Origin of the sequence: Arcanobacterium wilhelmae (assembly GCF_029632765.1) — a bacterium.
Taxonomy (GTDB): Bacteria; Actinomycetota; Actinomycetes; order Actinomycetales; family Actinomycetaceae; genus Arcanobacterium; species Arcanobacterium wilhelmae.
The window spans coordinates 54182-75437 of the sequence record NZ_CP121247.1 but is presented as its reverse complement, the minus strand read 5'-3'; the positions used below and the strand labels follow the sequence as shown (position 1 = coordinate 75437).

The 21256-nt window shown below is 64.5% G+C and carries 21 protein-coding genes; 9 read left to right on the top strand and 12 right to left on the bottom strand.

Translation table 11 applies throughout. The features are described from left to right. Positions 1-30: 30 nt before the first annotated feature. Entirely contained in the window at positions 31-657 is a 627-nt protein-coding gene (locus P8A24_RS00390; protein ID WP_278058593.1) for a GNAT family N-acetyltransferase, read from the top strand. 88 nt (positions 658-745) lie between these two features. On the opposite strand, the gene P8A24_RS00385 is transcribed toward P8A24_RS00390, so the two are convergent. The 7 genes from P8A24_RS00385 to hemE all read right to left on the bottom strand — a co-directional run bounded on the left by P8A24_RS00385 (position 746) and on the right by hemE (position 8102). Then, entirely contained in the window at positions 746-1414 is a 669-nt protein-coding gene (locus P8A24_RS00385; RefSeq protein WP_278058591.1) for an HdeD family acid-resistance protein, read from the bottom strand. Between the two features lie 51 nt (positions 1415-1465). Then, positions 1466-2755 (bottom strand): glutamate-1-semialdehyde 2,1-aminomutase, encoded by a 1290-nt coding sequence (gene hemL, locus P8A24_RS00380; RefSeq protein ID WP_278058589.1) that lies wholly within the window; start codon positions 2753-2755, stop codon positions 1466-1468. A 111-nt stretch (positions 2756-2866) separates the two neighbouring features. After that, positions 2867-3841 (bottom strand): porphobilinogen synthase, encoded by a 975-nt coding sequence (gene hemB / locus P8A24_RS00375; protein ID WP_278058587.1) that lies wholly within the window; start codon positions 3839-3841, stop codon positions 2867-2869. Between the two features lie 47 nt (positions 3842-3888). Beyond that, complete coding sequence (locus P8A24_RS00370) at positions 3889-4590, bottom strand: uroporphyrinogen-III synthase (protein ID WP_278058585.1); 702 nt, start codon at positions 4588-4590, stop codon at positions 3889-3891. 4 nt (positions 4591-4594) lie between these two features. Further along, entirely contained in the window at positions 4595-5605 is a 1011-nt protein-coding gene (gene hemC, locus P8A24_RS00365) for a hydroxymethylbilane synthase (protein ID WP_278058583.1), read from the bottom strand. Further along, a complete protein-coding gene (locus tag P8A24_RS00360; protein WP_278058581.1) occupies positions 5602-7110 on the bottom strand; it encodes a protoporphyrinogen/coproporphyrinogen oxidase in 1509 nt (502 codons plus the stop codon). Before P8A24_RS00360 ends, hemC begins: the two co-directional genes overlap by 4 nt. Continuing rightward, complete coding sequence (gene hemE / locus P8A24_RS00355) at positions 7107-8102, bottom strand: uroporphyrinogen decarboxylase (RefSeq protein ID WP_278058579.1); 996 nt, start codon at positions 8100-8102, stop codon at positions 7107-7109. Before hemE ends, P8A24_RS00360 begins: the two co-directional genes overlap by 4 nt. A gap of 55 nt (positions 8103-8157) precedes the next feature. On the opposite strand from hemE, the gene P8A24_RS00350 reads away from it, so the two are divergent. The 3 genes from P8A24_RS00350 (at position 8158) to hemQ (ending at position 11418) form a co-directional block, all read left to right on the top strand. Continuing rightward, on the top strand, positions 8158-9462 hold the full coding sequence (locus P8A24_RS00350) for a glutamyl-tRNA reductase (protein ID WP_278058577.1): 1305 nt from the start codon (positions 8158-8160) through the stop codon (positions 9460-9462). Then, on the top strand, positions 9459-10664 hold the full coding sequence (locus P8A24_RS00345; protein ID WP_278058575.1) for a ferrochelatase: 1206 nt from the start codon (positions 9459-9461) through the stop codon (positions 10662-10664). The genes P8A24_RS00350 and P8A24_RS00345 overlap by 4 nt, the downstream gene beginning before the upstream one ends. A 67-nt stretch (positions 10665-10731) precedes the next feature. Further along, the gene (gene hemQ / locus P8A24_RS00340) at positions 10732-11418 is read left to right on the top strand and encodes a hydrogen peroxide-dependent heme synthase (protein ID WP_278058573.1); all 687 of its coding nucleotides are present in this window, start codon (positions 10732-10734) and stop codon (positions 11416-11418) included. Here the strand turns inward: hemQ and nrdE are convergent. The 3 genes from nrdE to nrdH are packed head-to-tail and all read right to left on the bottom strand — an operon-like array spanning position 11415 to position 14148. After that, complete coding sequence (nrdE, locus tag P8A24_RS00335) at positions 11415-13514, bottom strand: class 1b ribonucleoside-diphosphate reductase subunit alpha (RefSeq protein WP_278058571.1); 2100 nt, start codon at positions 13512-13514, stop codon at positions 11415-11417. The two genes, hemQ and nrdE, sit on opposite strands and share 4 nt — an antisense overlap. After that, a complete protein-coding gene (gene nrdI, locus P8A24_RS00330; protein ID WP_278058569.1) occupies positions 13496-13900 on the bottom strand; it encodes a class Ib ribonucleoside-diphosphate reductase assembly flavoprotein NrdI in 405 nt (134 codons plus the stop codon). The genes nrdE and nrdI overlap by 19 nt, the downstream gene beginning before the upstream one ends. Positions 13901-13902: 2 nt before the next feature. Further along, on the bottom strand, positions 13903-14148 hold the full coding sequence (gene nrdH / locus P8A24_RS00325) for a glutaredoxin-like protein NrdH (protein WP_278058567.1): 246 nt from the start codon (positions 14146-14148) through the stop codon (positions 13903-13905). 432 nt (positions 14149-14580) lie between these two features. On the opposite strand from nrdH, the gene P8A24_RS00320 reads away from it, so the two are divergent. Continuing rightward, on the top strand, positions 14581-15003 hold the full coding sequence (locus P8A24_RS00320) for a Fur family transcriptional regulator (protein ID WP_278058565.1): 423 nt from the start codon (positions 14581-14583) through the stop codon (positions 15001-15003). Positions 15004-15077: 74 nt separating this feature from the next. Here P8A24_RS00320 and P8A24_RS00315 read toward each other — a convergent pair whose 3' ends face one another. Beyond that, positions 15078-16433: a PFL family protein gene (locus tag P8A24_RS00315; RefSeq protein WP_278058563.1), complete on the bottom strand. Its 1356-nt coding sequence runs from the start codon at positions 16431-16433 to the stop codon at positions 15078-15080. A gap of 9 nt (positions 16434-16442) precedes the next feature. Beyond that, positions 16443-16709, bottom strand: coding sequence for an ACT domain-containing protein (locus P8A24_RS00310; protein WP_278058561.1), 267 nt, complete (start codon positions 16707-16709; stop codon positions 16443-16445). 137 nt (positions 16710-16846) lie between these two features. On the opposite strand from P8A24_RS00310, the gene P8A24_RS00305 reads away from it, so the two are divergent. The 4 genes from P8A24_RS00305 to ahpF all read left to right on the top strand — a co-directional run bounded on the left by P8A24_RS00305 (position 16847) and on the right by ahpF (position 21167). Next, on the top strand, positions 16847-17434 hold the full coding sequence (locus P8A24_RS00305; RefSeq protein WP_442319920.1) for an S-ribosylhomocysteine lyase: 588 nt from the start codon (positions 16847-16849) through the stop codon (positions 17432-17434). Further along, a complete protein-coding gene (locus P8A24_RS00300; RefSeq protein WP_278058557.1) occupies positions 17431-18858 on the top strand; it encodes a 5'-methylthioadenosine/S-adenosylhomocysteine nucleosidase in 1428 nt (475 codons plus the stop codon). Before P8A24_RS00305 ends, P8A24_RS00300 begins: the two co-directional genes overlap by 4 nt. A 113-nt stretch (positions 18859-18971) precedes the next feature. After that, on the top strand, positions 18972-19535 hold the full coding sequence (ahpC, locus tag P8A24_RS00295; protein ID WP_278058555.1) for an alkyl hydroperoxide reductase subunit C: 564 nt from the start codon (positions 18972-18974) through the stop codon (positions 19533-19535). A gap of 66 nt (positions 19536-19601) precedes the next feature. Next, on the top strand, positions 19602-21167 hold the full coding sequence (gene ahpF, locus P8A24_RS00290; protein ID WP_278058553.1) for an alkyl hydroperoxide reductase subunit F: 1566 nt from the start codon (positions 19602-19604) through the stop codon (positions 21165-21167). The last annotated feature ends 89 nt before the right edge of the window (positions 21168-21256 follow it).

Here is a 21256-nt window from a genome sequence, read left to right as displayed (position 1 = left end):
CCGGAGCGCTTTCTCACCTATGATTTCCCCATGATTCAGATCTCCCCTGCTTTGCCGTCCGACACCGCCGCTATCGTTGCGCTCCGCCGCTCGCGCGAGGCGTGGATGCGCGAGCGCGGCGTCCACCAGTGGCTGGCGAAGCACCTGCCCGCCGAGGAGATCGAGGAGCAGGTTGCGGCCGGCTTGTGGTGGGTAGTGCGTGCGGGGAGCGTGGAGGGCCTACTTCCCGACGCCGGTGGCTCGGCTGGCGCCGGAGGTTCGGCTCGCACCGGCTTACCTGGCTCCCCCGCCTTCACCAACGCGGGCCCGCAACCAGCGAACATCGGCGCACCGGCGTCGTCGGAAATTTGCCCCGAAACAGCGGTGGGCGCGGTGCGGATCGAGGAGAGCGACGAGCTGATCGGGGATCCGAGCGTGTACGCGATCTATCCACACTCGCTGATGAGCGACCCACGCCTGTCCGGAAACGGGATCGGCGCGGGGATTGTGCGCGAGGTGGAACGTATCGCCCGCGAGCGCGGCGCGGAGCAGATCCGGATCGACTGTATGGATTGGCTGGTCGATTTTTACCGTGGGTTCGGCTACGTCCCCACGGGCGAGAAGGTCGATTACGACGATGGCATCATCTCGAATGTGATGGTCCTCGAGTTACGTTAAAGACAGTATTTTGCTGTGTTACGTGATGGCGGGGACGTCCCCGCCATCACGTTCAGCGTTGGGATGTCAGCGTTTGGACGCCGACGTGTCAGTGCGTTGGGTGTCCACCTTCTTCACGTGACCGCTGCTCGAGTGTGCGGGCGGCGGCCTCTCCTTCCAGCGGCGAAGTGCGCCGGCCAGCCATGCCAGTGGCTGCGATCCCATACATCAGGTAGGTGAGCCCGAGGGCGAACAGGCCCACGCCCACGCCAACGATCTGGCTGAACCAGCTGGCCTGGTAGTCCGTGAGCACCAGAACGGATGCGGCGACGGCGCCAACTCCGGCCAGTCCTGCGATGCCCGCCATCACTGGGTTGTGTACCCACAGCTGGCGCAGGCGAATGAAGTTCGTCAGCGCATCGAGGATCAAGAGCACGGAGATCACGTAAAACAGGCCGTTCACGGCAAACGCTGGACGCGCCAGCATCACCACGCCGACGATCGCGAGCACGCCGGCGATCACGTAGCCCACGGTTGCGCTGGACTTATCGCCGGCGCCAAGCTCCTTCGTCGACGTAAAAGCCTCGAGCACCGCGCGAACGAGCAGGACAACGCCCACGATGATCGCCACCAGGTCGAGGGTGGCGTTGGGCTTGACGATCACGACGACGCCGAGCGCTGCCATCGCCAAACCCACAAGGATCGAGATGGGATGCCAGGTCCACTTGTTCTTCGTGGAGAAAAAGTTTTGGGTGCGTTCGCTTCGCTCGCGTGCCATGAGAGTGTCCTTTCAATCAGTGCTCTCCCCAGTTTCTCACATGCCGTGCCATCACGCCGCGGCTTGGGCCGCGGCCTTCGCGGCGATCGGCGCTACCTCGAGGATCCGGTTGACGATCTCGTCCGAGTGCGTGGCCGACACGAAATACGCCTCGAAGATCGACGGCGGCAGGTGCACCCCATTCTCCAGGAAGGCGTGGAAGAACGGCGGGTAGCGGAACTGCTCCTGGGCGGCCACTTCCTCGTAGTTGTGCGCCTCGCCCTCGGCGAAGAGCACGGAGAATAGTGAGCCGGCGCGCTGAATATGGTGTGTCACGCCCTCGGCTGCGAGCGCGGCCGAGATCCCGTCCGAGATCGCAGCCGAGGCCGCATTGATCCGCTCGTACACACCGGCGTCGGCGAGATGCAGGGTTGCGAGCCCGGCCGCCGTCGCGAGCGGGTTCCCGGAAAGCGTGCCCGCCTGGTACACCGGTCCGAGCGGCGCGAGATAGTCCATGACGTCGGCGCGGCCGCCGAGCGCAGCGATCGGCATGCCGCCGCCAATCACCTTGCCGAAGGTAAACAGGTCGGGCTCGTACGGGTGTTCTGCCTGCTCGAGGCCCCAATACCCGGCCGGGCTCACGCGGAAACCGGTGAGCACTTCGTCCACGATCAGTAGCGCGCCCGCCGCCGCGCACTGCTCCTTGAGGAACGCATTGAACCCGGGTAGCGGCGCCACTACGCCCATGTTGGCGGCCGCGCTCTCGGTGATGATGCCAGCGATCCGCTCGCCATGCTCAGCGAACAACGCGCGGACGGCGTCGCGATCGTTATATGGGAGCACCACCGTGTCAGCCGCGGTACCTGCGGGAACGCCGGCCGAGGAGCTCATTCCGAAGGTTGCCACGCCCGAGCCTGCGGCCACGAGCATCGCGTCTTCGTGCCCGTGGTAGCAGCCGGCGAACTTCACGATCAGGTCGCGGCCGGTGAAGCCACGTGCGAGACGGATCGCCGTCATCGTGGCCTCGGTGCCGGTGGAAACGAAGCGAACCTTCTCCACCGGTGCCACTCGCGCCGCCACCACTTCCGCGAGTTCTACCTCCGCCGCCGTCGGCGCGCCGAAGCTCAGCCCCTTGGCCGCCGCCTCGCGCACCACCTCGACAACTTCCGGGTGGGCGTGCCCGAGGAGCGCCGGGCCCCACGAGCCGACGAGGTCCACGAACTCGCGCTGCGCCGAGTACACGTACGGGCCGGCCGCGCGCTCAATGAAGACGGGCGCGCCACCTACCGAGCCGAACGCTCGAACGGGCGAATCCACGCCGCCGGGGATCACGCGCTTGGCGCGCTCAAAGATGCTGGTCATGTTGTCCTTCTTTCGTTCTCCCGACGCCGGTGTAGGGTGTGCGGGCTGAGTTGGGTTCGGTTGTGGGGAGTTTTCAGTACACGATCGTTGCACCGAAGCAAGGAGCGCCGATCACAGGCTGTTTCGGAGCATGCGTGCGGCTTCGACCGCCCAGTAGGTGGCGATCATGCGCGCACCGGCGCGGTGGATGGAGGTGAGCGATTCGGCGATGAGGCGTTCGCGCTGGATCCACCCGTTTGCGGCGGCGGCTTCGAGCATCGAGTATTCGCCGGAGACCTGGTAGGCGGCCACGGGGGCGGCGATCTGGGCGGAGACGTCGGCCACCACGTCGAGGTAGTGGGAGGCGGGTTTGACCATGACGACGTCGGCGCCTTCGGCGAGGTCGAGTTCCACTTCGATCATGGCTTCGGCGCGGTTTGCGGGGTCCATCTGGTAGGCGCGGCGGTCGCCTTTAAGCTGGGAATCTACGGCCTCGCGGAAGGGACCGTAGAAGCCGGAGGCATATTTGGCGGCGTAGGAGAGGATGGCGACGTCGGTGTGGCCGGCGGCGTCGAGGGCGGCGCGGCAGGCGGCCACCTGGCCGTCCATCATGCCGGACAGGCCGAGCATATGGGCGCCGGCTTTGGCCTGTTGGACCGCCATTTCGGCGTAGATGGGGAGGGTGGCGTCGTTGTCCACTCGGCCCTCAGAATCGAGCACGCCGCAGTGGCCGTGACTGGTGAATTCGTCGAGACACAGATCGGCGATGATTACGGCACGATCGCCGACCGCTTCGCGCAGTACGCGCAGGCCGCGGTTAAGGATGCCGTCTGGCGAGGTGGCTTGTGAGCCGGTGGGGTCGGTGTGTGCGGGGATGCCGAAAAGCATGAGTCCACCCACGCCGGCCTCGACCGCTTCGCGGGCGGCGTCGGCGAGGGATTCGAGCGTGTGCTGGTATTGGCCGGGCATCGCGGAAATCGGCGTGGGTTCGCTGATTCCTTCGCGCACGAACATCGGGTAGATGAGGTTCGCTGGTGTGAGTGCGCCTTCGCGTACGAGGGCGCGCATTGCGGGTGTGGTGCGCAGGCGGCGGGGACGGTGGATCATGGTTGGCCTTTCTTGTGGGGAGATTGTGGACGACGCCGGTGTGTGGTTCACGCGGGCGACGGCGGCGCGTTGCATGCTGGCTCGCGGGAGGCGCTCGTGACGGCGGCGGCGATGCCGGCGGGGGTTGGTTCGTGCGCGATCGCCGCGGGCGTGAACCCGCATTCGTGGATCGCGCTAGCGGTGGGTTCGCCTATGGCCACGAGGGCCGGCAAGGGCTGGGGGTAGTATGCCGCGAGCGCACGGGCCGCACTTCCCGAGGTGACCACGATGGCGTTCGGCGCGTAGTTCGCAAGGGCTCGAACCGCTTCCGGCTCCGGATCCGAAGTGTAGATCTCGAGGCGTTTCACCTGGTAGCCGCGCTGCGTGAGGGATTCCTCGAGCACGTGTGAAGCGAGGGCCGAGCAGGGGTAGATCACGCGATTATTTTCGCCGGGCTGCGGGAATTGGGCGGCGAGCGCGGCCGCGCTCGCCGCCCCACCGCCAATCACCTGTGGCATGAACGGTGCATGCGCGGCCGTTGCCCGGCCGACGCACGCGAGGCGAATCCCTGCGGGAATCTCGATCCCGGCCTCACGCATCACCTGGAAGGTAAAACCAGATGTCACCGCCAGCCAGGTTCCTTCCTGAGCAATGGCTAGTTCCTGGCGGAGCGCGACCACTCCGTCTGGCCACGCTCGCCTGCGAGTGAGCGGAAACTGCGCATACCCGCTCGCTAGCGCGCCACCTCGGCGCGTGATCGCTACCCGCATCAGCTCACTCGATGCCCGCCGCACGGAACCTCGCGGCCAGCATTTGCGCCGCTTCGGCCGCACTACCTGTGCGAACACGCTCGTTGATCTCCGCTTCCGGCGTAGCACCTACACCGCACTCGAGAGAGAAGTTCGCGGCCCCGCAGTAGCGCGCATGTAACTCAATCGCACCCACCGAAACGTCTACGCTTGCACCGACGCACACATGGAATGGACCACTGTTCTCGGCTTTAGCAACATCAGGCGCAGCCTCCACGTTGGGCACGTCCCGCATCTGCGCACGCCCGAGCACGCCGACGGGCGTAGTGCATCCAGCCCCGATCGCCGCCATGAAGGCACGCTCGGCACTCACCTCCATCTCAGTGCGCGGATCGTTGATCACGCGCGCCGCCTGCGCGGCCCAGCTTCCCGCAGCGGCCTCGATCCCGAGCGCGCCCTGCCCCGCGGCCGGCACGAATGTTTCCACTGGCAGCTCCTCAAAAACCACGCCGTCATCGCCAAAAATCCCGAGCCGGTTCAACCCCGCGCGCGCGAGGATCACGGCGTCGCATCCCTCGCCCACGGCGGCGAGCCGCGTGGGCACATTGCCGCGAATCGGCACAGCCACGAGGTCTGGCCGCATTGCCAAGAGTTGAGCCGCGCGCCGCGGCGAACCGGTTCCCACCCGTGAACCCGCTGGTAGCTCGGCTAACGGCATGCGCGAGCACAGCACGTCAGCGGGGTTCTCGCGCGGGGGATAGATCACGGCGAAGCGCGGGTCGAGCGCGGCTGGCAGATCTTTCGACGAGTGAACGACGACGTCGCACTTACCGGCTGCGAGCGCCTCGCGCACCGCGCCCGTGAACAGCCCCGACCCGCCAACTGTGTGCAGCGGTTTCCTGCTGACGTCGCCTTTCGTTGTGATGCCAATGATTTCGTAGCCGTCTAGCCCTGCGATCTCGACGATCTGCGCGGCCGCAGCTTCCGCCTGCGCGAGCGCAAGCGCGGAGGTTCGCGTTCCGACCCGCAACATCATCGCCGCTCACCCACTTCTCCTGCGCCGCCAGCGACGCCAGCCGTTCCGCTCGCGCCATCCAGAGCAGTTTCGCTCGCGCGGTCCACACCAGCTTCGCTCGCGCCGACGCCGTCAGCTCGGTTCACGCCCGACCCGGTCGGCATCGCGTCCGCTCCGCCGACGCCGGCGCCCGGCTCACGTCCAAGAATCCGATCCGCTTCGGCGAGTGCGTGCGGCAACACCGCCGAGATTCCAGAACCGGCACGCCACACCCCAACCACGGACACTCCGCTCGGCACGCGCAAACCCGCGGCCCATTCCCGAAGCGCCGGCGTAGAAGGCGTGAGCGCGCCACCCCAGCGCAACACGTACGAATCGCGCACCTGCTCCTCGCGCAACTGCACACCGAGAAGCAACGACGCATCCTCAAGCGCATGCGCAATCGGTACTTGCTCGTTCACCGCGTACGAGACTCGCAAAAACTCGCACTCGCTCGCCTCGCGCAGCCACGGCCACTTGTGACTCATGTGCGAGATCGCCTTGGCGCGGCACGTGCCCGCTTTAGTCAAAATCCCGCTCCCGCGGGGCCCCTCGCGAAGCTCGGGAGCATTCAACGCCAGGTTGACGTGCGTGGTGAGCCGCCCGGCCGGGATCTCGATCGGCTCGCACTCCATCACACCCGGCAACAGCCCCACTGCCCGCGCGATTCCGGTGGCGACGATGATGTGTTCCACCTCCACACGCTCGACGCCGGCCTCCTCCCCTACGCCCGAAACGCCAGCCGCGCCCGCAGCACCACCGGTAGCGCCGGCGTCGCGAACCAGGATCGCACCCGGCTCCAGGCCCACAACCTTCGCGCCCGTGCGGATTTCAGCCCCGGCAGCGCGCGCGAGCTGCGCGAGCCGCAACGGTAGCCGGCTCATGCCGCCCTCGATCGAGCCAATCGCCGGGCCGTCCAGCCCGGCAGCCACGGCCGCGCTCAGTGTGCCGAGCCGCGCGAAGTTCGCCCCCAGCACCGGATCGAGCGCGAGCCGATCCGGATGGATCGAATACACGGCCGAGACAATCGGCGCCACGATCTTCTCCATCAGCTCCTCGCCCATGCGTGCGCGTACGAGCTCGCCCATCGTGGTCGCGCCCGCGCCCACTTCCGGCCCAAGCTCGAGATCGCGCGCAACACGCGCCGGATCGGCAAGCAGCCCGACGACGTCGGGGTTTGCCACGTCGGCCGGGATCCCGCAGGTGGCGTTGGCAGGGATGGGGAAGGCGTCGCCGTCGTAAATCCAGGAGCGGCCGTTCGGCAGGATCGGGCGCAGGCCGAGCGAGCGGATGTACTCGGTGACGTCCGGGTTCCGTCGTGTGTAGGCGTCTGCGCCGAAATCTACGCTCACGCCCGCGAGCCGCCCGGCCGGGATCAGCCCTCCGAGGTTGGGCCGCTCTTCGAAAAGCACCACGCGTTTACCTGCCTCGGCCAGCTCTTTCGCCATGACGAGGCCGGCCAGGCCGCCTCCCACAATTCCGATCATTCGTGCTCCTTCACGTAGGCCACCAGGCGGGTGAGGACCTCGGGATCGGTGGTGGGTGGCACGCCGTGCCCGAGGTTGAGAATGTGTGCGGGGGCGGCGCGCCCGGCGGCAATCACAGCATCGACGTGCGCGGCGAGCACCTCCCACGGCGCGGCGAGCATCGCCGGATCGATGTTGCCTTGGAGGGGTTTCCCGGGCGCGAGCCGCGCCGCGAGCTCGAGTGGCGTTCGCTCGTCTACCCCGACGACGTCGGTGGCGCGAGCCATGGCCTGTAGCAGGTGCGCTGTTCCAACGCCGAAGTGGATCGTGGGCACGCCGAGATCAGCGAGCGCCGCAGACGAATGCGGAAAGACGTGTTGCTCGTAGTTGGCAAGCGAGAGCGAACCGGCCCACGAATCGAACAGTTGCGCGATGCGTGCGCCTGCGCGGATTTGTGCCTGGATGAAGCCGCGCGTGAGGCGCGCACACCATGCCAGCAGATCGTTCCAGGCGGCGAGATCGGAGTGCATGAGCGTGCGGGCGGCGAGGTGATCGCGCGAGGGCCGGCCTTCCACGAGGTAGGCGGCGAGCGTGAAGGGTGCGCCGCCAAAGGCGATCACGGGAACCGTGAGCTCATGCGCAACGATCCTCACGCCGTCCTCGATCGCGCTCCAATCGGTGACTTCGCGAGAAACCAGCCGATCGACGTCGGCGCGGGTGCGGATCGGCTCGGCGAACACGGGCCCGACGCCGGGCGCGATCTCGACGTCCACGCCGGCGAGCTTGAGGGGGATAACGATGTCCGAGAAGAACACAGCGCCGTCCACACCGTGCCGCCACACGGGCTGCATCGTGATTTCGGCAGCGAGTTCGGGGCGCAGACAGGCCTCGAGCATCGGGATGTCTGCGCGCACTCGCCGGTATTCAGGCAGTGAACGGCCAGCCTGGCGCATGAACCAGATCGGAGGGGGATTTTGCGCGACACCGCGCGCCGCCTCGAGAAGGCTTTGCATAACACTCCCGAATCTCTAATTTGGAGTTATTCCGTGATGAGGTCATAATCATACCATGCGATTGCACGTTCTCACCGCAAACCATAGCGATTTTACAGCGTCAGAAATCGACGTCATCGCAACACATATCGAAGTATTTAGCGACACTTTAAAAATTAATGGCGCCATCTTAGGTTACATCACGCTTTCCACGTGTAACCGATTTGAGATTTACCTCGAGTGTGAACAGGCCGTGGCACAGCGGCTCGCCGCCACGTTTTCGCAGGCAGCCCCGCATCCGATCACACTCCTGTCCGGCCCGCAGGCGGCCCGCCACCTCTACGAGGTCGCAGCCGGGCTCGATTCGCTGGTGGTGGGCGAGCGCGAGATCGTGGGCCAACTGCGTCGCGCCCTGGCGGCCGCCCGCGCGGCCGGTACCACAACAAAACTTCTCGAGACCGTGAGCCGGGGAGCGCTCGCCACCGCGCGGCGAGTCTGTGCCGAAACGGATCTCGCAGCCGGCGGACGCTCGATCGCCGCCACAGCACTTGAGCTGGCGAGAACCCCGGCGTCGGAAATCCACTGGCCGAGCGCGAATGTGCTTCTGGTGGGAACAGGCTCCTACGCGGGCGCAACTCTCGCCGCGATGCGGCGGCTCGGGGTGAAGAACGTGGAGGTGTGGTCGGCGTCGGGGAGGGCCGAGGCCTTCGCGCGCCGGCACGGGATCGCGGCCGCGAGCGCGCTGGATCTGGTCTCGCCGCGCGTGATGATCACGTGCCGCGGAACTGGCCAGCCGGTGATTACGGCGACCGCACTTGCCGAGGCGATGCCCGGGCGCGGGCCACTGACGATCATCGACCTGGCGCGTTCTCACGACGTCGAACCAGCATCCGCCGAGATTGCCGGAGTTCGACTCATCACGCTCGATACCATCCGCGCGGCCGTGCCTACGCTGACGAAAGAGCAGGTCACTGCGGCAAAGCGGGTGGTGGCCGACGGGCTCGACGATCTCCGCGCCGAGCTCGAGGGCCGTGCCATGGACCCGCTCATCACCGCGATCCGCACCACAATCTCTGAGCTCGCGGCCGCCGAGCCGGGAGCAAACGCGGCGCCAGCCGCCCACTTTGCATCGGTCCTCGCGCACCGTTACGCGAGCGCGGCGCGGCGCGCCGCGCGTGCCGGCCGTGCAGCCGAATTCCACGCGGTTGCCGAACTCGTTTTCGGCGCTCCGCTCCCCCGGCCGCGCGCCCTCACCGATGCGCTTGACACGGCGAGCGAGAACCGTCAGCCGAGCTTCGTCGGTACAAACAGCGCGCCGGCGTCGGCGGCGCTGCCGACGCCGGCCGACAAACTGAACCACACGGAAAGGAGCCCGCAATGAGCCAGGCCTATCTCCTGCTGTCCTACGGCGGCCCGTACAAGCCCGAGGACGTGGTGCCGTTCCTGCGCAATGCGACGCGCGGGCGGGGAATTCCCGACGAGCGCCTCGCAGTGGTCGGCAAGCATTATTCACTTTTCGGCGGAAAATCGCCGATTAACGAGCGAAACGAGGAGTTGCGCGCCGCCGTCGAGGCACGCCTGCGCGCAGCGGGCGCCGCAGGACCCGTCCTGGTGGCGAACCGCAACTGGCACCCGTTCGGCGCCGACGTGTTGCGCGAGCTCGCGGCCGCCGGCGTGACGCGCGTACGCGCGATCCCCACCGCCGCCTATGTGTGCTACTCCTCGTGCCGGCAGTACTCGGAAGACATCGCTCGCTGGCTCGCCGAATCCGGCGCGCCGATCGAGATCGAGCGCGTCGCGCCGTTCTGGGACACGCCCGGGTTCTACGCCGCCACCCGGCGCATCGTGGCCGAGGCGCTCGCCGCCCGCCCGCACGCGCGGATCGTCTTCGTCACGCACTCGATCCCGTCCGCGATGGAGGCGGTGTCCGGCCTCGGGCACGTGCTCGAGGCGAGCGTCGCTCCCGACGCCGGTGCGCAGCTTGCGCCGAACCCCACCGCTCCTGACGAAGCTTCCGTTTCACAGCTAAACGTCACCGTTTCACGTGAAACGGTGACGTTTGACGGTAGCACCGACACCTACCCGTCCTACGTTGAACAACACAAGATTCTTGCGCGGTCCCTCGCGGCCGAGCTCGGGATCGACGAATGGGACCTCGTGTACTGCTCGCGCTCCGGCTCACCACACACGCCGTGGCTCGAACCCGACATCTGCGATCACCTCGCCGACCTGCACGAACGCGGGATCGATGCCGTCACTGTGGTGCCCTTCGGGTTTATTTCCGACCACATGGAAGTGGTCTACGACCTCGACACTCAAGCCCGCGAAACCGCCGCCGAGCTCGGCATGGACTACCACCGCGCTCCAACGCTCGGTACAGCGCCCGAGTTCGTGGACGAGCTCGCCAGGCTCTTCCTTGAGCCCAACGCTCCCCTCGCTCCACAAGAGTGTTGCCCCTCCGGCGCACCCCGCGGGCACCGCTCCGGTCACGCATCGGCGAAAAGTCCGATACCGGCGTCGGAGGAAAAACGGACCGAAAACACAATCCCCACCCCCGACGTCGGCAAACCCGACCACCCCTAAACACCGCCAGGGCCGGCGGAAACGGCCCAGACTCAACGAACCGACAAACCACACCTTAGGAGAAAAAATGACCCACCCAGGAATGCCCGCATTCGATCACATGCCCACCGACGAGGAAGTCGAGGCGATTAACAACGGCCGCAACTTCACGATGTGGTCAGTGTTTCGTCTGGTGAACGGCATGGCGCCGAGCCGCGAAGCCCTCGCTGAGCTCGAGGCGAAACTTGACAGCGTGAGCGTGCGCGGCTTCTACGATCTGCGCGGCTACCGCGCCGACGCCGACCTCATGATGTGGCTTCGCGCCGACAACCCCGAAGCCCTTCAGGCCGCCTACCGCGTATTCCAGGAGTGCGAGCACTTCGAGCCCGTGTGGTCAACGATCGCGGTGCACCGCCCTGCCGAGTTCAACCGTTCGCACTTGCCCGGGTTCCTCGTGTCCTCGCGTACGCCGAAGTACGCGGCCGTGTACCCGTTCATCCGTTCCTACGATTGGTACCTGCTGCCGGATTGGAAGCGCGCCGCGATCATGCGCAACCATGCGGCGGCGGGCAAGGGATACCTGGACGTGGTGTCGTCCACGATGGCCACGTTTGCGCTCTCCGACTACGAGTGGGTGGTGAGCGTGGAGGCCGATTCGCCCGAACGCCTCGTGGACCTCATGTACGACTTCCGCAAGACCGAAGCGCGCATGCACGTGCGGCAAGACACGCCGTTCTTCACTGGCGTGAAGGTGGAGTTGGCCGACTTCGCCTAGAGCATGCAGCTCACGCAGCCCTCCACCTCGGTGCCCTCGAGGGCAGCCTGGCGGATGCGCATGTAGTACAGGCTCTTGATGCCCTTGCGCCACGCGTAAATGTAGTTCTTGTTGACGTCGCGCGTGGAAACCGTGTCCGGGTAGAACAGCGTCAGGCTCAGGCCCTGATCCACATGCTGGGTCGCCACCGCGTACGTGTCGATGATGGCGCGCGGGCCGATCTCGTACGCGTCCTGGAAGTATTCAAGGTTCTCGTTGGTCATGTAGGCGGCCGGGTAGTACACTCGCCCGAGCTTGCCTTCCTTGCGGATCTCGATCTTCGAAGCGATCGGGTGGATCGAGGAGGTGGAGTGGTTGATGTACGAGATCGAGCCTGTGGGCGGCACGGCCTGCAGGTTCTGGTTATACATGCCGTGCTCGGCGACGTCGGAGCGCAGCTGACGCCAATCGTCTTGCGTTGGGATGTGGTGGCCGGCAAACAGCTCGCACACGCGCTGCGTTTCCGGGACCCACTCGCGCTCGATGTACTTATCGAAGAAAGAGCCGTTGGCGTAATCCGAGCGCTCGAAACCCTCGAACGTTTCGCCGCGCTCCTTCGCAATCAGCATGGAGGCGCGGATCGCATGGTAGGCCACGGTGTAGAAGTAGATGTTCGTGAAATCGAGCGCCTCGGGCGAGCCGTAGAAAATCCGCTCGCGGCCAAGATACCCGTGGAGGTTCATCTGCCCCAGGCCGATCGCATGCGAACCAGCATTGCCACGCTTGATCGACGGCACCGAATCGATGGAGGTCTGATCCGAGACTGCGGTGAGCGCGCGGATCGCGGTTTCCACCGTGCGGCCGAGATCCTTCGCATCCATCGCCTTGGCAATGTTGAGCGAGCCGAGATTGCACGAAATATCCTTGCCCACGTGCTCGTAGGAAAGATCGGCATTCAGCTCGGAGGCCTCCGAGACCTGCAGGATTTCCGAGCACAGGTTGGACATCGAGATGCGCCCGTCGATCGGGTTCGCGCGGTTGACCGTATCTTCGAACACAATGTACGGGTAGCCGGATTCGAACTGGATCTCGGCGAGGGTCTGGAAGAAGTGGCGCGCATCGATTGTGTACTTACGGATGCGATCGTCGGCCACCATCTCGCGGTATTTCTCGGACACCGAGATTTCCGTCATTGGAACGCCGTACACGCGCTCCACGTCGTACGGGGAGAACAGGTACATCGGCTCGTTCGCCTTGGCCAGCTCGAAGGTGATGTCCGGGATCACCACGCCGAGGGAGAGAGTCTTGATGCGGATCTTTTCGTCTGCGTTCTCGCGCTTCGTATCGAGGAAGCGCAGGATATCGGGGTGGTGGGCGTGGAGGTAGACGGCTCCCGCGCCCTGCCGGGCGCCGAGCTGATTAGCGTAAGAGAACGAATCCTCCAGCAGCTTCATCACGGGGTTCACACCCGAGGATTGGTTCTGGATGCGCTTGATCGGTGCGCCCTGCTCGCGCAGGTTCGTCAGGTTCAGCGCCACACCGCCGCCACGCTTAGAAAGCTGCAGAGCCGAATTAATACCGCGCGCGATCGATTCCATGTTGTCTTCGATGCGCAGCAGGAAGCAGGAAACCAGTTCGCCGCGCGCCACCTTGCCCGCGTTGAGGAATGTGGGCGTAGCCGGCTGGAACCGGCCCGAAACGATCTCGCGCATGAGCGTAAGCGCCCCATCGGCGTCGCCGGCCGCGAGCGCGAGCGCAACCATCACCGTGCGCTCCTCGAAGTTCTCCAGGTACTCGGCGCCGTCGAAACTCTTGAGCGCGTAGGAGGTGTGGAACTTGAACGCGCCCAGGAATGAGGAAAAGTGGAAGTCCATCGCGGCGGCCTCGGCGTAGATCTGCTCGAGGAACTCGGGGCTGTACTGAGCGAGCACTTCCTCCTCGTAGTAGCCTTCCGCAACGAGGTACGCGAGGCGCTCGGCCACCGAGGCGAAGTGGCGACGTCGGGGCTCAACATGCTCGGCCATGTAGGCTTCCGTGGCCTGAAGATCGGCGCCGAACTGGATCGAGCCGTCCGGCGCATACAGGTTGAGCTGGGCGTTCAGTGAATGGTAGTCCAAAACTTTTCCAATCCTTCTTTGACTTTCGCCACGTCTTGTTGCGTGCCGAGAAGTTCGAACCGATACATGTGGGGTACGTGGGTTTTGCGGGAGATGATATCCCCCGCAATGCAATAGGCTTTCCCGAAGTTTGTGTTGCCCGCGGAGATGACCCCGCGGATCAGGGAGCGGTTGCTTTCGTCGTTGAGGAATTTGATGACCTGTTTGGGCACCGCGCCGCCGTGGTTTCCGCCGCCGTATGTGGGGACGATCAGCACGTAGGGCTCGGTGACGTGGAGGAATGGGTCGCCAGCGCGGAGTGGGATGCGCTCGGCCTCCACCCCGAGTTTTTCAACGAAACGCGCCGTGTTGTTCGTGACCGACGAAAAGTAGACCACGTGAACCATGTTCAGGCTGCGACGGAAGCGGCGGCTGGGGTGGCGAGGGCCTTGAGCTTGTCGGGACGGTAGCCGCTCCAGTGGTCGCCATTGGCAACGACGACGGGCGCGGCCGCGTAGCCGAGCGCCTTGACGGACTCGAGGGCCTGGGCATCCTGGGTGAGATCCACTTCGGCGAAGTCGAGACCGAGCTTGATCAGCTGGCGCTTCGTGGCGTTGCACTGCACGCATGCCGGCTTGCTGTAAACGGTGATCATCGGTCTCTCCTTATATTGCGTTGGCCCCGACGGGTGGGTTTCGTTGCGGGATAGTTTCCGACGCCGGTGCGATCGGCGACGTCCACTAACACTACATCTAGTGTGTGAGAAAATCACGCATCACAAGATGTTCGGGTGTGTGGGATTTTCCCTCTTGACAACCAAAGGCGCGCGATCACGCGAAAAAATCGGAGGAAGGCAAACTAGTTTACCCGTTTATTGGCGAGTTGGGCGTGCATATTTCCCCACAATGTGGGATGCCAGCTGAACGCCAGCCCACCAGGTTGACAGCGGACCACACCTCACAGACCCCTCGCCTGCCGGGACTTTTGCCCCTGAAACTTGCCAAAATTAGGGCCACCGACGTCGGGAAGCCGTGCAATTTGCCACAAGAAACTTGAACCGTTCGACAAAACCCGCGAATATGGGGGCATGGACACACTTTTCTCAGATGCACTGCATGAAGCAGGCCTGCGGGTCACCAAGCCGCGCCTGTCGGTGCTCCACGAACTCACCGAGCACCCTCACTCTACTGCCGACGACGTTCGGCGCGGAGTCACTGCACGGCTCGGCCGGGTGTCCACCCAAGCGATTTACGATGTGCTCCACGCGCTCACCGAAAAGGGAATCCTGCGCCGGATCGAGCCGGCGGGCTCGGTGCCGCTCTACGAGGTGTCGAACCACGACAACCACCATCACCTGGTGTGCCGCGGCTGCGCCACGGTGATCGATATTGACTGCGCGGTGGGATATGCGCCGTGCCTGACGCCCTCGGACGATCACGGATTCGTGCTCGACGAGGCCGAAGTGACTTTCTGGGGCTACTGCCCGGATTGCCAGGCCGAGCGGGCATAACTCGCGCCGCGAATAATCACGGGTTGGGGGGCTCGCCGAAAAACGGCGAGCCCCCAACCCTTACGCCAAGCGTGTCAGTTCTTAAACTGGTGTAGCGGCGCGGGGATCGCGCCGCCCCTCGCGATGAAAGCCTCAGACGAATATGGGCTCACATCCATCACTGGAGCCTGGCCGAGCAGCCCACCGAACTCCACCATCTCACCCTTGGGCACGCCCACAGCTGGAATCACACGCACAGCGGTGGTCTTCGAATTCATCACGCCGATCGCAGCCTCGTCCGCGATCATGCCCGCGATCGACGCCGCCGGCGTCTCCCCCGGGATCGCAATCATGTCCAGGCCAACCGAGCAGATCGCCGTCATCGCCTCAAGCTTGGACACAGTGATCGCACCCAAGCGCGCCGCCTCGATCATGCCCTCATCCTCAGAAACCGGGATGAACGAGCCGGAAAGGCCACCCACCTGCGAGCAGGCCATCAGGCCGCCCTTCTTCACGGCGTCGTTGAGCAGTGCGAGTGCTGCTGTGGTGCCGTGAGCGCCGATGCGCTCCAAGCCCATCGCCTCGAGCGCGCGGGCGACCGAATCGCCCACCTCCGCCGTCGGCGCCAGCGAAAGATCCACGATGCCAAACTGCACACCGAGGCGCTTCGCGGCCATCCGGCCCACGATCTCGCCCGTGCGTGTCACCTTGAACGCAGCCTTCTTCACGATCTCCGCGAGCTCATTAAACGACGCCTCCGGCACCGAATCGATCGCGCGTTTGATCACGCCCGGGCCCGAAACGCCCACGCTCACCACGCACTCGGGCATCTCCACGCCGTGGAAGGCGCCAGCCATGAACGGGTTGTCGCCCACCGAGTTCGCGAACACCACAAGCTTCGCCGCGCCGAGCAGGCCGCCGGGGCGGTGCGCCGTCTCAGCAATCACCTCACCCATGCGCTTGACAGCATCCATGTTGATACCCGCGCGCGAGGACCCAATATTCACCGACGAACACACAACGTCCGTGCTGGTCAAAGCCTCGGGGATCGCGTCGATCAGGCGCTGGTCCGACGTCGTCGCACCCTTTTCCACAAGAGCCGAGAAGCCGCCCACGAAATCCACACCCACGGCCTTCGCCGCGGAATCGAGCATGCGCGCCCACTCCACGTAATCCGCCTTCTCGGAGGCGCCCGCAACCAGTGCGATCGGGGTCACTGAAATGCGCTTGTTAATAATCGGGATACCGAGTTCTGCCTCAATCGACTGCGCCGTCTCCACAAGGTTCGCAGCCAGGCGCGTGATCTTCTCATACGCGCGCGCCCGCGCCTTCGCATCGTCCGAATCGGCGCAATCAAGGAGGGAAATACCCATCGTCACGGTACGAATATCGAGCTTATCCTGGGCGATCATGTTGACCGTATCGAGGATCTCATTGACGTTGTGCAGCATGGGCGCCCCTTACAGATCGTGCATCGCGTCGAAGATCGCGTGCGACTGCAGCGTGATCACGAGCCCGCGCTCCTCACCGAGGGCGCGCAAGGATTCCTGCAGTTGCAGCATGTTCGACTGTTCACCCACCTCAATCTCGAGGATCATCGCGAAATACTCGCCCATCGTCTGCTGCGAGATATCGAGAATATTGACGTTCTTTTCGGCCAGGTGGCCGGCCACCGCCGCCACGATCCCAGTAGCATCGAGCCCTGTCACTGTCACAATTGCGTTCATAGCGCACATTATCCTTGACGTGCACGCACGGTGTCCACGTGGGTCCGCTCTCGAAAAAATCCTGGATAATTCCAGGGGAACGCCACCCAGCCCCCGCCCGCGCGGCCGTGAGTGTAACCTAAAGCCATAACTGTTTAATGAGAGCGTTTCGGGAGCACATCATGAAACTCAATGTGGAGTCGTTTAACCTCGATCATCGTGACGTTTCCGCACCATATATCCGCGTGGCGGATGTGAAGCGTCTGGGTGAGGGCGCAGTACTCACGAAATATGATGTGCGTTTTTGCCAGCCGAACCGCGAGCATCTGGAGATGGACGCGGTGCATTCGATCGAGCACATGTTCGCGGAGTTTTCGCGCAATCATGCGCCGAATGTGGTGGATTTTTCGCCGATGGGTTGCCAGACGGGCTTCTATCTGATGCTCGCGGGCGAGCCGGATGTGCCGGCAACCGCGGCCCTGGTTGAGACCACTTTCCGTGATATTCTCGCCGCCACGGCTGTTCCCGCCGCCAACGAGGTGCAGTGCGGTTGGGGCGCGCACCATTCACTCAAGGGTGCCCAGGATGCGGTTACGGCGATGCTCGCGAAGCGCTCGGCGTGGGAACAGGTGATGGCTCCGGGTGCGCCGTCGGCTGACGACGCCGGTGCGCGCCTTGCGCCCGAAACAGCCGCGAGCGAGAACGCAACGGGAGCGTCCGGCGTCGGCGAAGGAGCCGCCTCATGATTCCAGTGAATGCACTGATTATTTCTGCGATGCCACAGGAGATGGCACCGATGCATGAGCTCCTTGCGGGGGCGAAGCGCACCGAGGTGGAGAATTCGGTGGCAAAGGTGGTGGCGTTCCATCGCGGGCGGAGCGATATTGTCACGATGGTGACGGGCATCGGCATGGCGGCGTGTGCCTCCGCCCTGGGGTGGGCACTGGCGAAGTATCAGCCGCGCGCGATCGTCTCGATTGGTTCGACGGGCGGGCTTGCGGCGGATTCGCGTGTGGGCCAAGTGGTTGTGGGGGCGACGTATATTAATGGTGGCGCGGATGGCACGGCGTTCGGCTACGCGCCGGGGCAGGTGCCGGGGCAGCCGCCGGTATTCGACGGCGATCCGGATCTGCTCGACGGCGCGCAGGCTCTCGTCAATGAGTTGGCGACGTCGGGCGGGCGCGTTCACTGGTCGGAGGCGGTTTCCTCGTTCACAAGTTCGCAGGCGGCGGGATTGGCGCACGAGGTCACTGCTGGGTCGGTGCGAATTGGGCAGATGCTGTCGTCGGATGCGTTTGTCACTGAGCGCAATGTTGAGGACAAGCGCGAGGTGTTCCCGGCCGCGCTGAGCGCGGATATGGAGAGCCATGCGGCAGCGCAGACTGCCGCGCGGTTTGGTGTGCCGTTCGTGTCGGTGCGCGGGATTTCGGATTTGTGTGGGAAGCCGGACGATCAGTCGGTGAGTTTCCATGCGGAGCTTTCGGACGTGGCGACGTCGGCCGCGATCGTGGCGATGGAGGTTTTGTACCGTGGGGGCGTGTTGGAGACGGCACGTTCGAGCCACGGACCGGCGAAGCATTTCGGGCAGCGGTCGTTGATGGCGGCGATGTATTTGATGTTGGCCTCGGCGAACGATCTGGAGCCGATGGAGGCGAGTGAGATTTCGCAGGCGGTGCGCGAGGAGATTTCTGCACATCTGGAGGGGATGAGCGAGGCGGAGATCTCCCGCGCACTCGGGCTGATCGCGGCTGGGGATGCACTCACGCGCGAGGATCCGCAGGCCACGCTCACAGCGAAGGAGTACGATCAGCGCCGCGCGCAGTTTATTGCGATGCAGCCGGATGCGGAGAATGGCTTCCTGTGGCCGCCTACCTCGCAGACGATTATCAAGCGTTTCAACGGTTATTGGAACGATGCTCTTGCAGCGATCGGGCTTGAACCCCGCCGCGGGCGAGCCCGCGGCGGCCTGAAGTTCAGCCAGGATGATTATATTTATGCGATTCGCGCGTACATGATCGATGCTGCTCATACGGGCGCTTCGGCGTCGTTCGCGGGGTACAAGACGTGGCTGGAGCGCAAGGAGAAGAAGGGCGAGTTGCCGTCGGGCGCGGCGATTCGTCAGCGGTTCGGCTCGTGGAAGGCTGCATTGTCGGCCGCGATGCGTGGTTAGGTTAGCGACACCTTAGCGAGGCGTTTTGGTGGTTCGACGTCGGTGCCGGTAGACTTTTCTTGAACGATTCAAGTCTTGGCGTTTCGCGCCGAGGTTACCGCGAAAGGGCGATCATGTCGCTGATTAACACCGAAATCCTGCCGTTCACCGCGCAGGCGTACCACAATGGCGAATTTGTTGAGGTCACCGAGAAGGACGTTCTCGGCAAGTGGGCCGTTTTCTTCTTCTACCCGGGCGATTTCACCTTCGTCTGCCCCACCGAGCTCGGCGATCTCGCTGATCACTACGCCCAGCTCCAGGAGATGGGCGTAGAAGTGTTCTCGGTTTCCACCGATTCCCACTTCGTCCACAAGGCCTGGCACGACGATTCGGAAGAGGTCGGCAAGGTTCAGTACTACATGCTCGGCGATGCCAACACTCAGCTCGCCCGCAACTTCGAGACGCTCCGCGAGAACGGCGCCCAGGCCGATCGCGCCACCTACCTCATTGATCCGCAGGGCGTGATCCAGTACATCGAGCAGACCGCCGAAGGTATCGGCCGTTCCGCCGAGGAGCTCCTGCGCAAGATCAAGGCTGCCCAGTACGTCGCCGCCCACCCGGGCGAGGTGTGCCCCGCCAAGTGGGAAGAGGGCGAAGCCACCCTCACCCCGGGCATCGATCTGGTTGGCAAGATCTGATTTCGCGTCGCTAACGACGGCGGTGGGATCACCCGCCGCCGTCGTTTTTACTACTTGGAGGCCAGGATGGCTAAGAAACTTTTGGACGAAAATTTGAGCGCGTCGCTCGCTCCCCTCATGCCGCGCATCACCGAGAAGGTGGAGCTGGTGGCTTCGCTGGATGAGCGCCCGGCGTCGGCGGATCTCGAGTTGCTACTGCAGGATATTGCCGCGCTCAGCTCGAATGTTGAGTACGTTCGCGACGATTCGGCGAACGAGCGTAAACCTGGGTTCACGATCCGGCGAGTCGGCACCGATATTGCCGTGTCTTTCGCTGGTATCCCGATGGGCCACGAGTTCTCCTCGCTGGTACTCGCATTGCTGCAGGTGGGCGGCAACCCGATTAAGGAAGAGCCCGAACTCATTGATGCAGTGGCGGCACTCGAGGGCGATTTCGAGTTCGTCACCTACATGTCGCTCACCTGCCAAAACTGCCCCACCGTGGTTCAGGCGCTCAACACGATGAGTGTGATCAACCCGCGCATCCGGCACACCGCCGTCGAAGGTTCCTTGTTCCAGGATGAGGTGAACGCGAAGAACATTCTCTCCGTGCCCACGATTTACCTGAACGGTGAAGAGTTCGGCCAGGGCCGCACCACGATCGAAGAGTTCGTGGCACGTCTGGATGCCGGCGCGGCCGATCGTGCGGCCAGCAAGATGAACGCAGCCGAGCCGTACGATGCGCTCGTTGTGGGCCAGGGTCCCGCCGGCGCGGCAGCCGCAATCTACTTTGCCCGCAAGGGCCTGCGCACCGCGATCACCGGCGAGCGTTTCGGCGGCCAGATGAACGACACCCTCGCGATCGAGAACTTCATTTCGCAGACCTACACGGAGGGCCCGAAGCTCTCAGCACAGCTCGAGGAGCACGTCAAGCACTACGAGATCGATGTCTACCCGGCGTCCACCGCAACCAGCCTCACACCGGCGTCGGCAGAGGGTGAGCTGCACACCGTCCACTTCGGTGAGGGTGCGCTCAAGGCTCGCACCGTCGTCGTCGCCACGGGCGCTCGCTGGCGCCTCATGGGCGTGCCGGGCGAGGAGGAATACCGCAACAAGGGCGTCACGTTCTGCCCGCACTGCGACGGCCCGCTGTTCAAGGGCAAGAAGGTGGCCGTGATTGGCGGCGGAAATTCGGGAATCGAGGCCGCGATCGACGTGGCAGTGCACGCCTCGCACGTCACCGTGCTCGAGTTTGCGGACAAGTGCCGCGCGGACGATGTCCTCATGGATTCGCTCGCCGCACTGCCGAACGCGGACGTGATCACGAACGCCGCAACGACGGCCGTTCTGGGCGACGGCTCGCAGGTCACGGGCCTGGCGTACACGGATCGCGCGTCCGGCGAGGAGAAGCAGCTCGAGCTCTCCGGCATTTTCGTGCAGATCGGCCTACTGCCGAATACGGAGTGGCTTGGCGATGCCGTGGAGCTCAACGCGAAGCACGAGATCGCTACCGACGGTAAAGGCGCCACGAACGTGCCCGGCATTTATGCCGCTGGTGACTGCTCAGACACAGCGTTCAAGCAGATCGTGATCGCCTCCGGTTCGGGCGCCACCGCAGCCCTCTCCGCATGGGATCGCTTGATCCGCCTGTAAACTCGCTGTTTTATCGCCAGCCGACGCCGGTGCTCCAGTTGGGGTGCCGGCGTCGGCGTTTTTCGGACGCAGGCCACGCCCCGGCGTCG

What these genes read in the sequence shown, in the direction of transcription:
- P8A24_RS00390 (WP_278058593.1), top strand. Translation starts at nt 31, where the DNA reads ATGATTCAGATCTCCCCTGCTTTGCCGTCCGACACCGCCGCTATCGTT.
- P8A24_RS00385 (WP_278058591.1), bottom strand. Translation starts at nt 1,414, where the DNA reads ATGGCACGCGAGCGAAGCGAACGCACCCAAAACTTTTTCTCCACGAAG.
- hemL (WP_278058589.1), bottom strand. Translation starts at nt 2,755, where the DNA reads ATGACCAGCATCTTTGAGCGCGCCAAGCGCGTGATCCCCGGCGGCGTG.
- hemB (WP_278058587.1), bottom strand. Translation starts at nt 3,841, where the DNA reads ATGATCCACCGTCCCCGCCGCCTGCGCACCACACCCGCAATGCGCGCC.
- P8A24_RS00370 (WP_278058585.1), bottom strand. Translation starts at nt 4,590, where the DNA reads ATGCGGGTAGCGATCACGCGCCGAGGTGGCGCGCTAGCGAGCGGGTAT.
- hemC (WP_278058583.1), bottom strand. Translation starts at nt 5,605, where the DNA reads ATGATGTTGCGGGTCGGAACGCGAACCTCCGCGCTTGCGCTCGCGCAG.
- P8A24_RS00360 (WP_278058581.1), bottom strand. Translation starts at nt 7,110, where the DNA reads ATGATCGGAATTGTGGGAGGCGGCCTGGCCGGCCTCGTCATGGCGAAA.
- hemE (WP_278058579.1), bottom strand. Translation starts at nt 8,102, where the DNA reads ATGCAAAGCCTTCTCGAGGCGGCGCGCGGTGTCGCGCAAAATCCCCCT.
- P8A24_RS00350 (WP_278058577.1), top strand. Translation starts at nt 8,158, where the DNA reads ATGCGATTGCACGTTCTCACCGCAAACCATAGCGATTTTACAGCGTCA.
- P8A24_RS00345 (WP_278058575.1), top strand. Translation starts at nt 9,459, where the DNA reads ATGAGCCAGGCCTATCTCCTGCTGTCCTACGGCGGCCCGTACAAGCCC.
- hemQ (WP_278058573.1), top strand. Translation starts at nt 10,732, where the DNA reads ATGACCCACCCAGGAATGCCCGCATTCGATCACATGCCCACCGACGAG.
- nrdI (WP_278058569.1), bottom strand. Translation starts at nt 13,900, where the DNA reads ATGGTTCACGTGGTCTACTTTTCGTCGGTCACGAACAACACGGCGCGT.
- nrdH (WP_278058567.1), bottom strand. Translation starts at nt 14,148, where the DNA reads ATGATCACCGTTTACAGCAAGCCGGCATGCGTGCAGTGCAACGCCACG.
- P8A24_RS00320 (WP_278058565.1), top strand. Translation starts at nt 14,581, where the DNA reads ATGGACACACTTTTCTCAGATGCACTGCATGAAGCAGGCCTGCGGGTC.
- P8A24_RS00315 (WP_278058563.1), bottom strand. Translation starts at nt 16,433, where the DNA reads ATGCTGCACAACGTCAATGAGATCCTCGATACGGTCAACATGATCGCC.
- P8A24_RS00310 (WP_278058561.1), bottom strand. Translation starts at nt 16,709, where the DNA reads ATGAACGCAATTGTGACAGTGACAGGGCTCGATGCTACTGGGATCGTG.
- P8A24_RS00305 (WP_442319920.1), top strand. Translation starts at nt 16,847, where the DNA reads ATGAGAGCGTTTCGGGAGCACATCATGAAACTCAATGTGGAGTCGTTT.
- P8A24_RS00300 (WP_278058557.1), top strand. Translation starts at nt 17,431, where the DNA reads ATGATTCCAGTGAATGCACTGATTATTTCTGCGATGCCACAGGAGATG.
- ahpC (WP_278058555.1), top strand. Translation starts at nt 18,972, where the DNA reads ATGTCGCTGATTAACACCGAAATCCTGCCGTTCACCGCGCAGGCGTAC.
- ahpF (WP_278058553.1), top strand. Translation starts at nt 19,602, where the DNA reads ATGGCTAAGAAACTTTTGGACGAAAATTTGAGCGCGTCGCTCGCTCCC.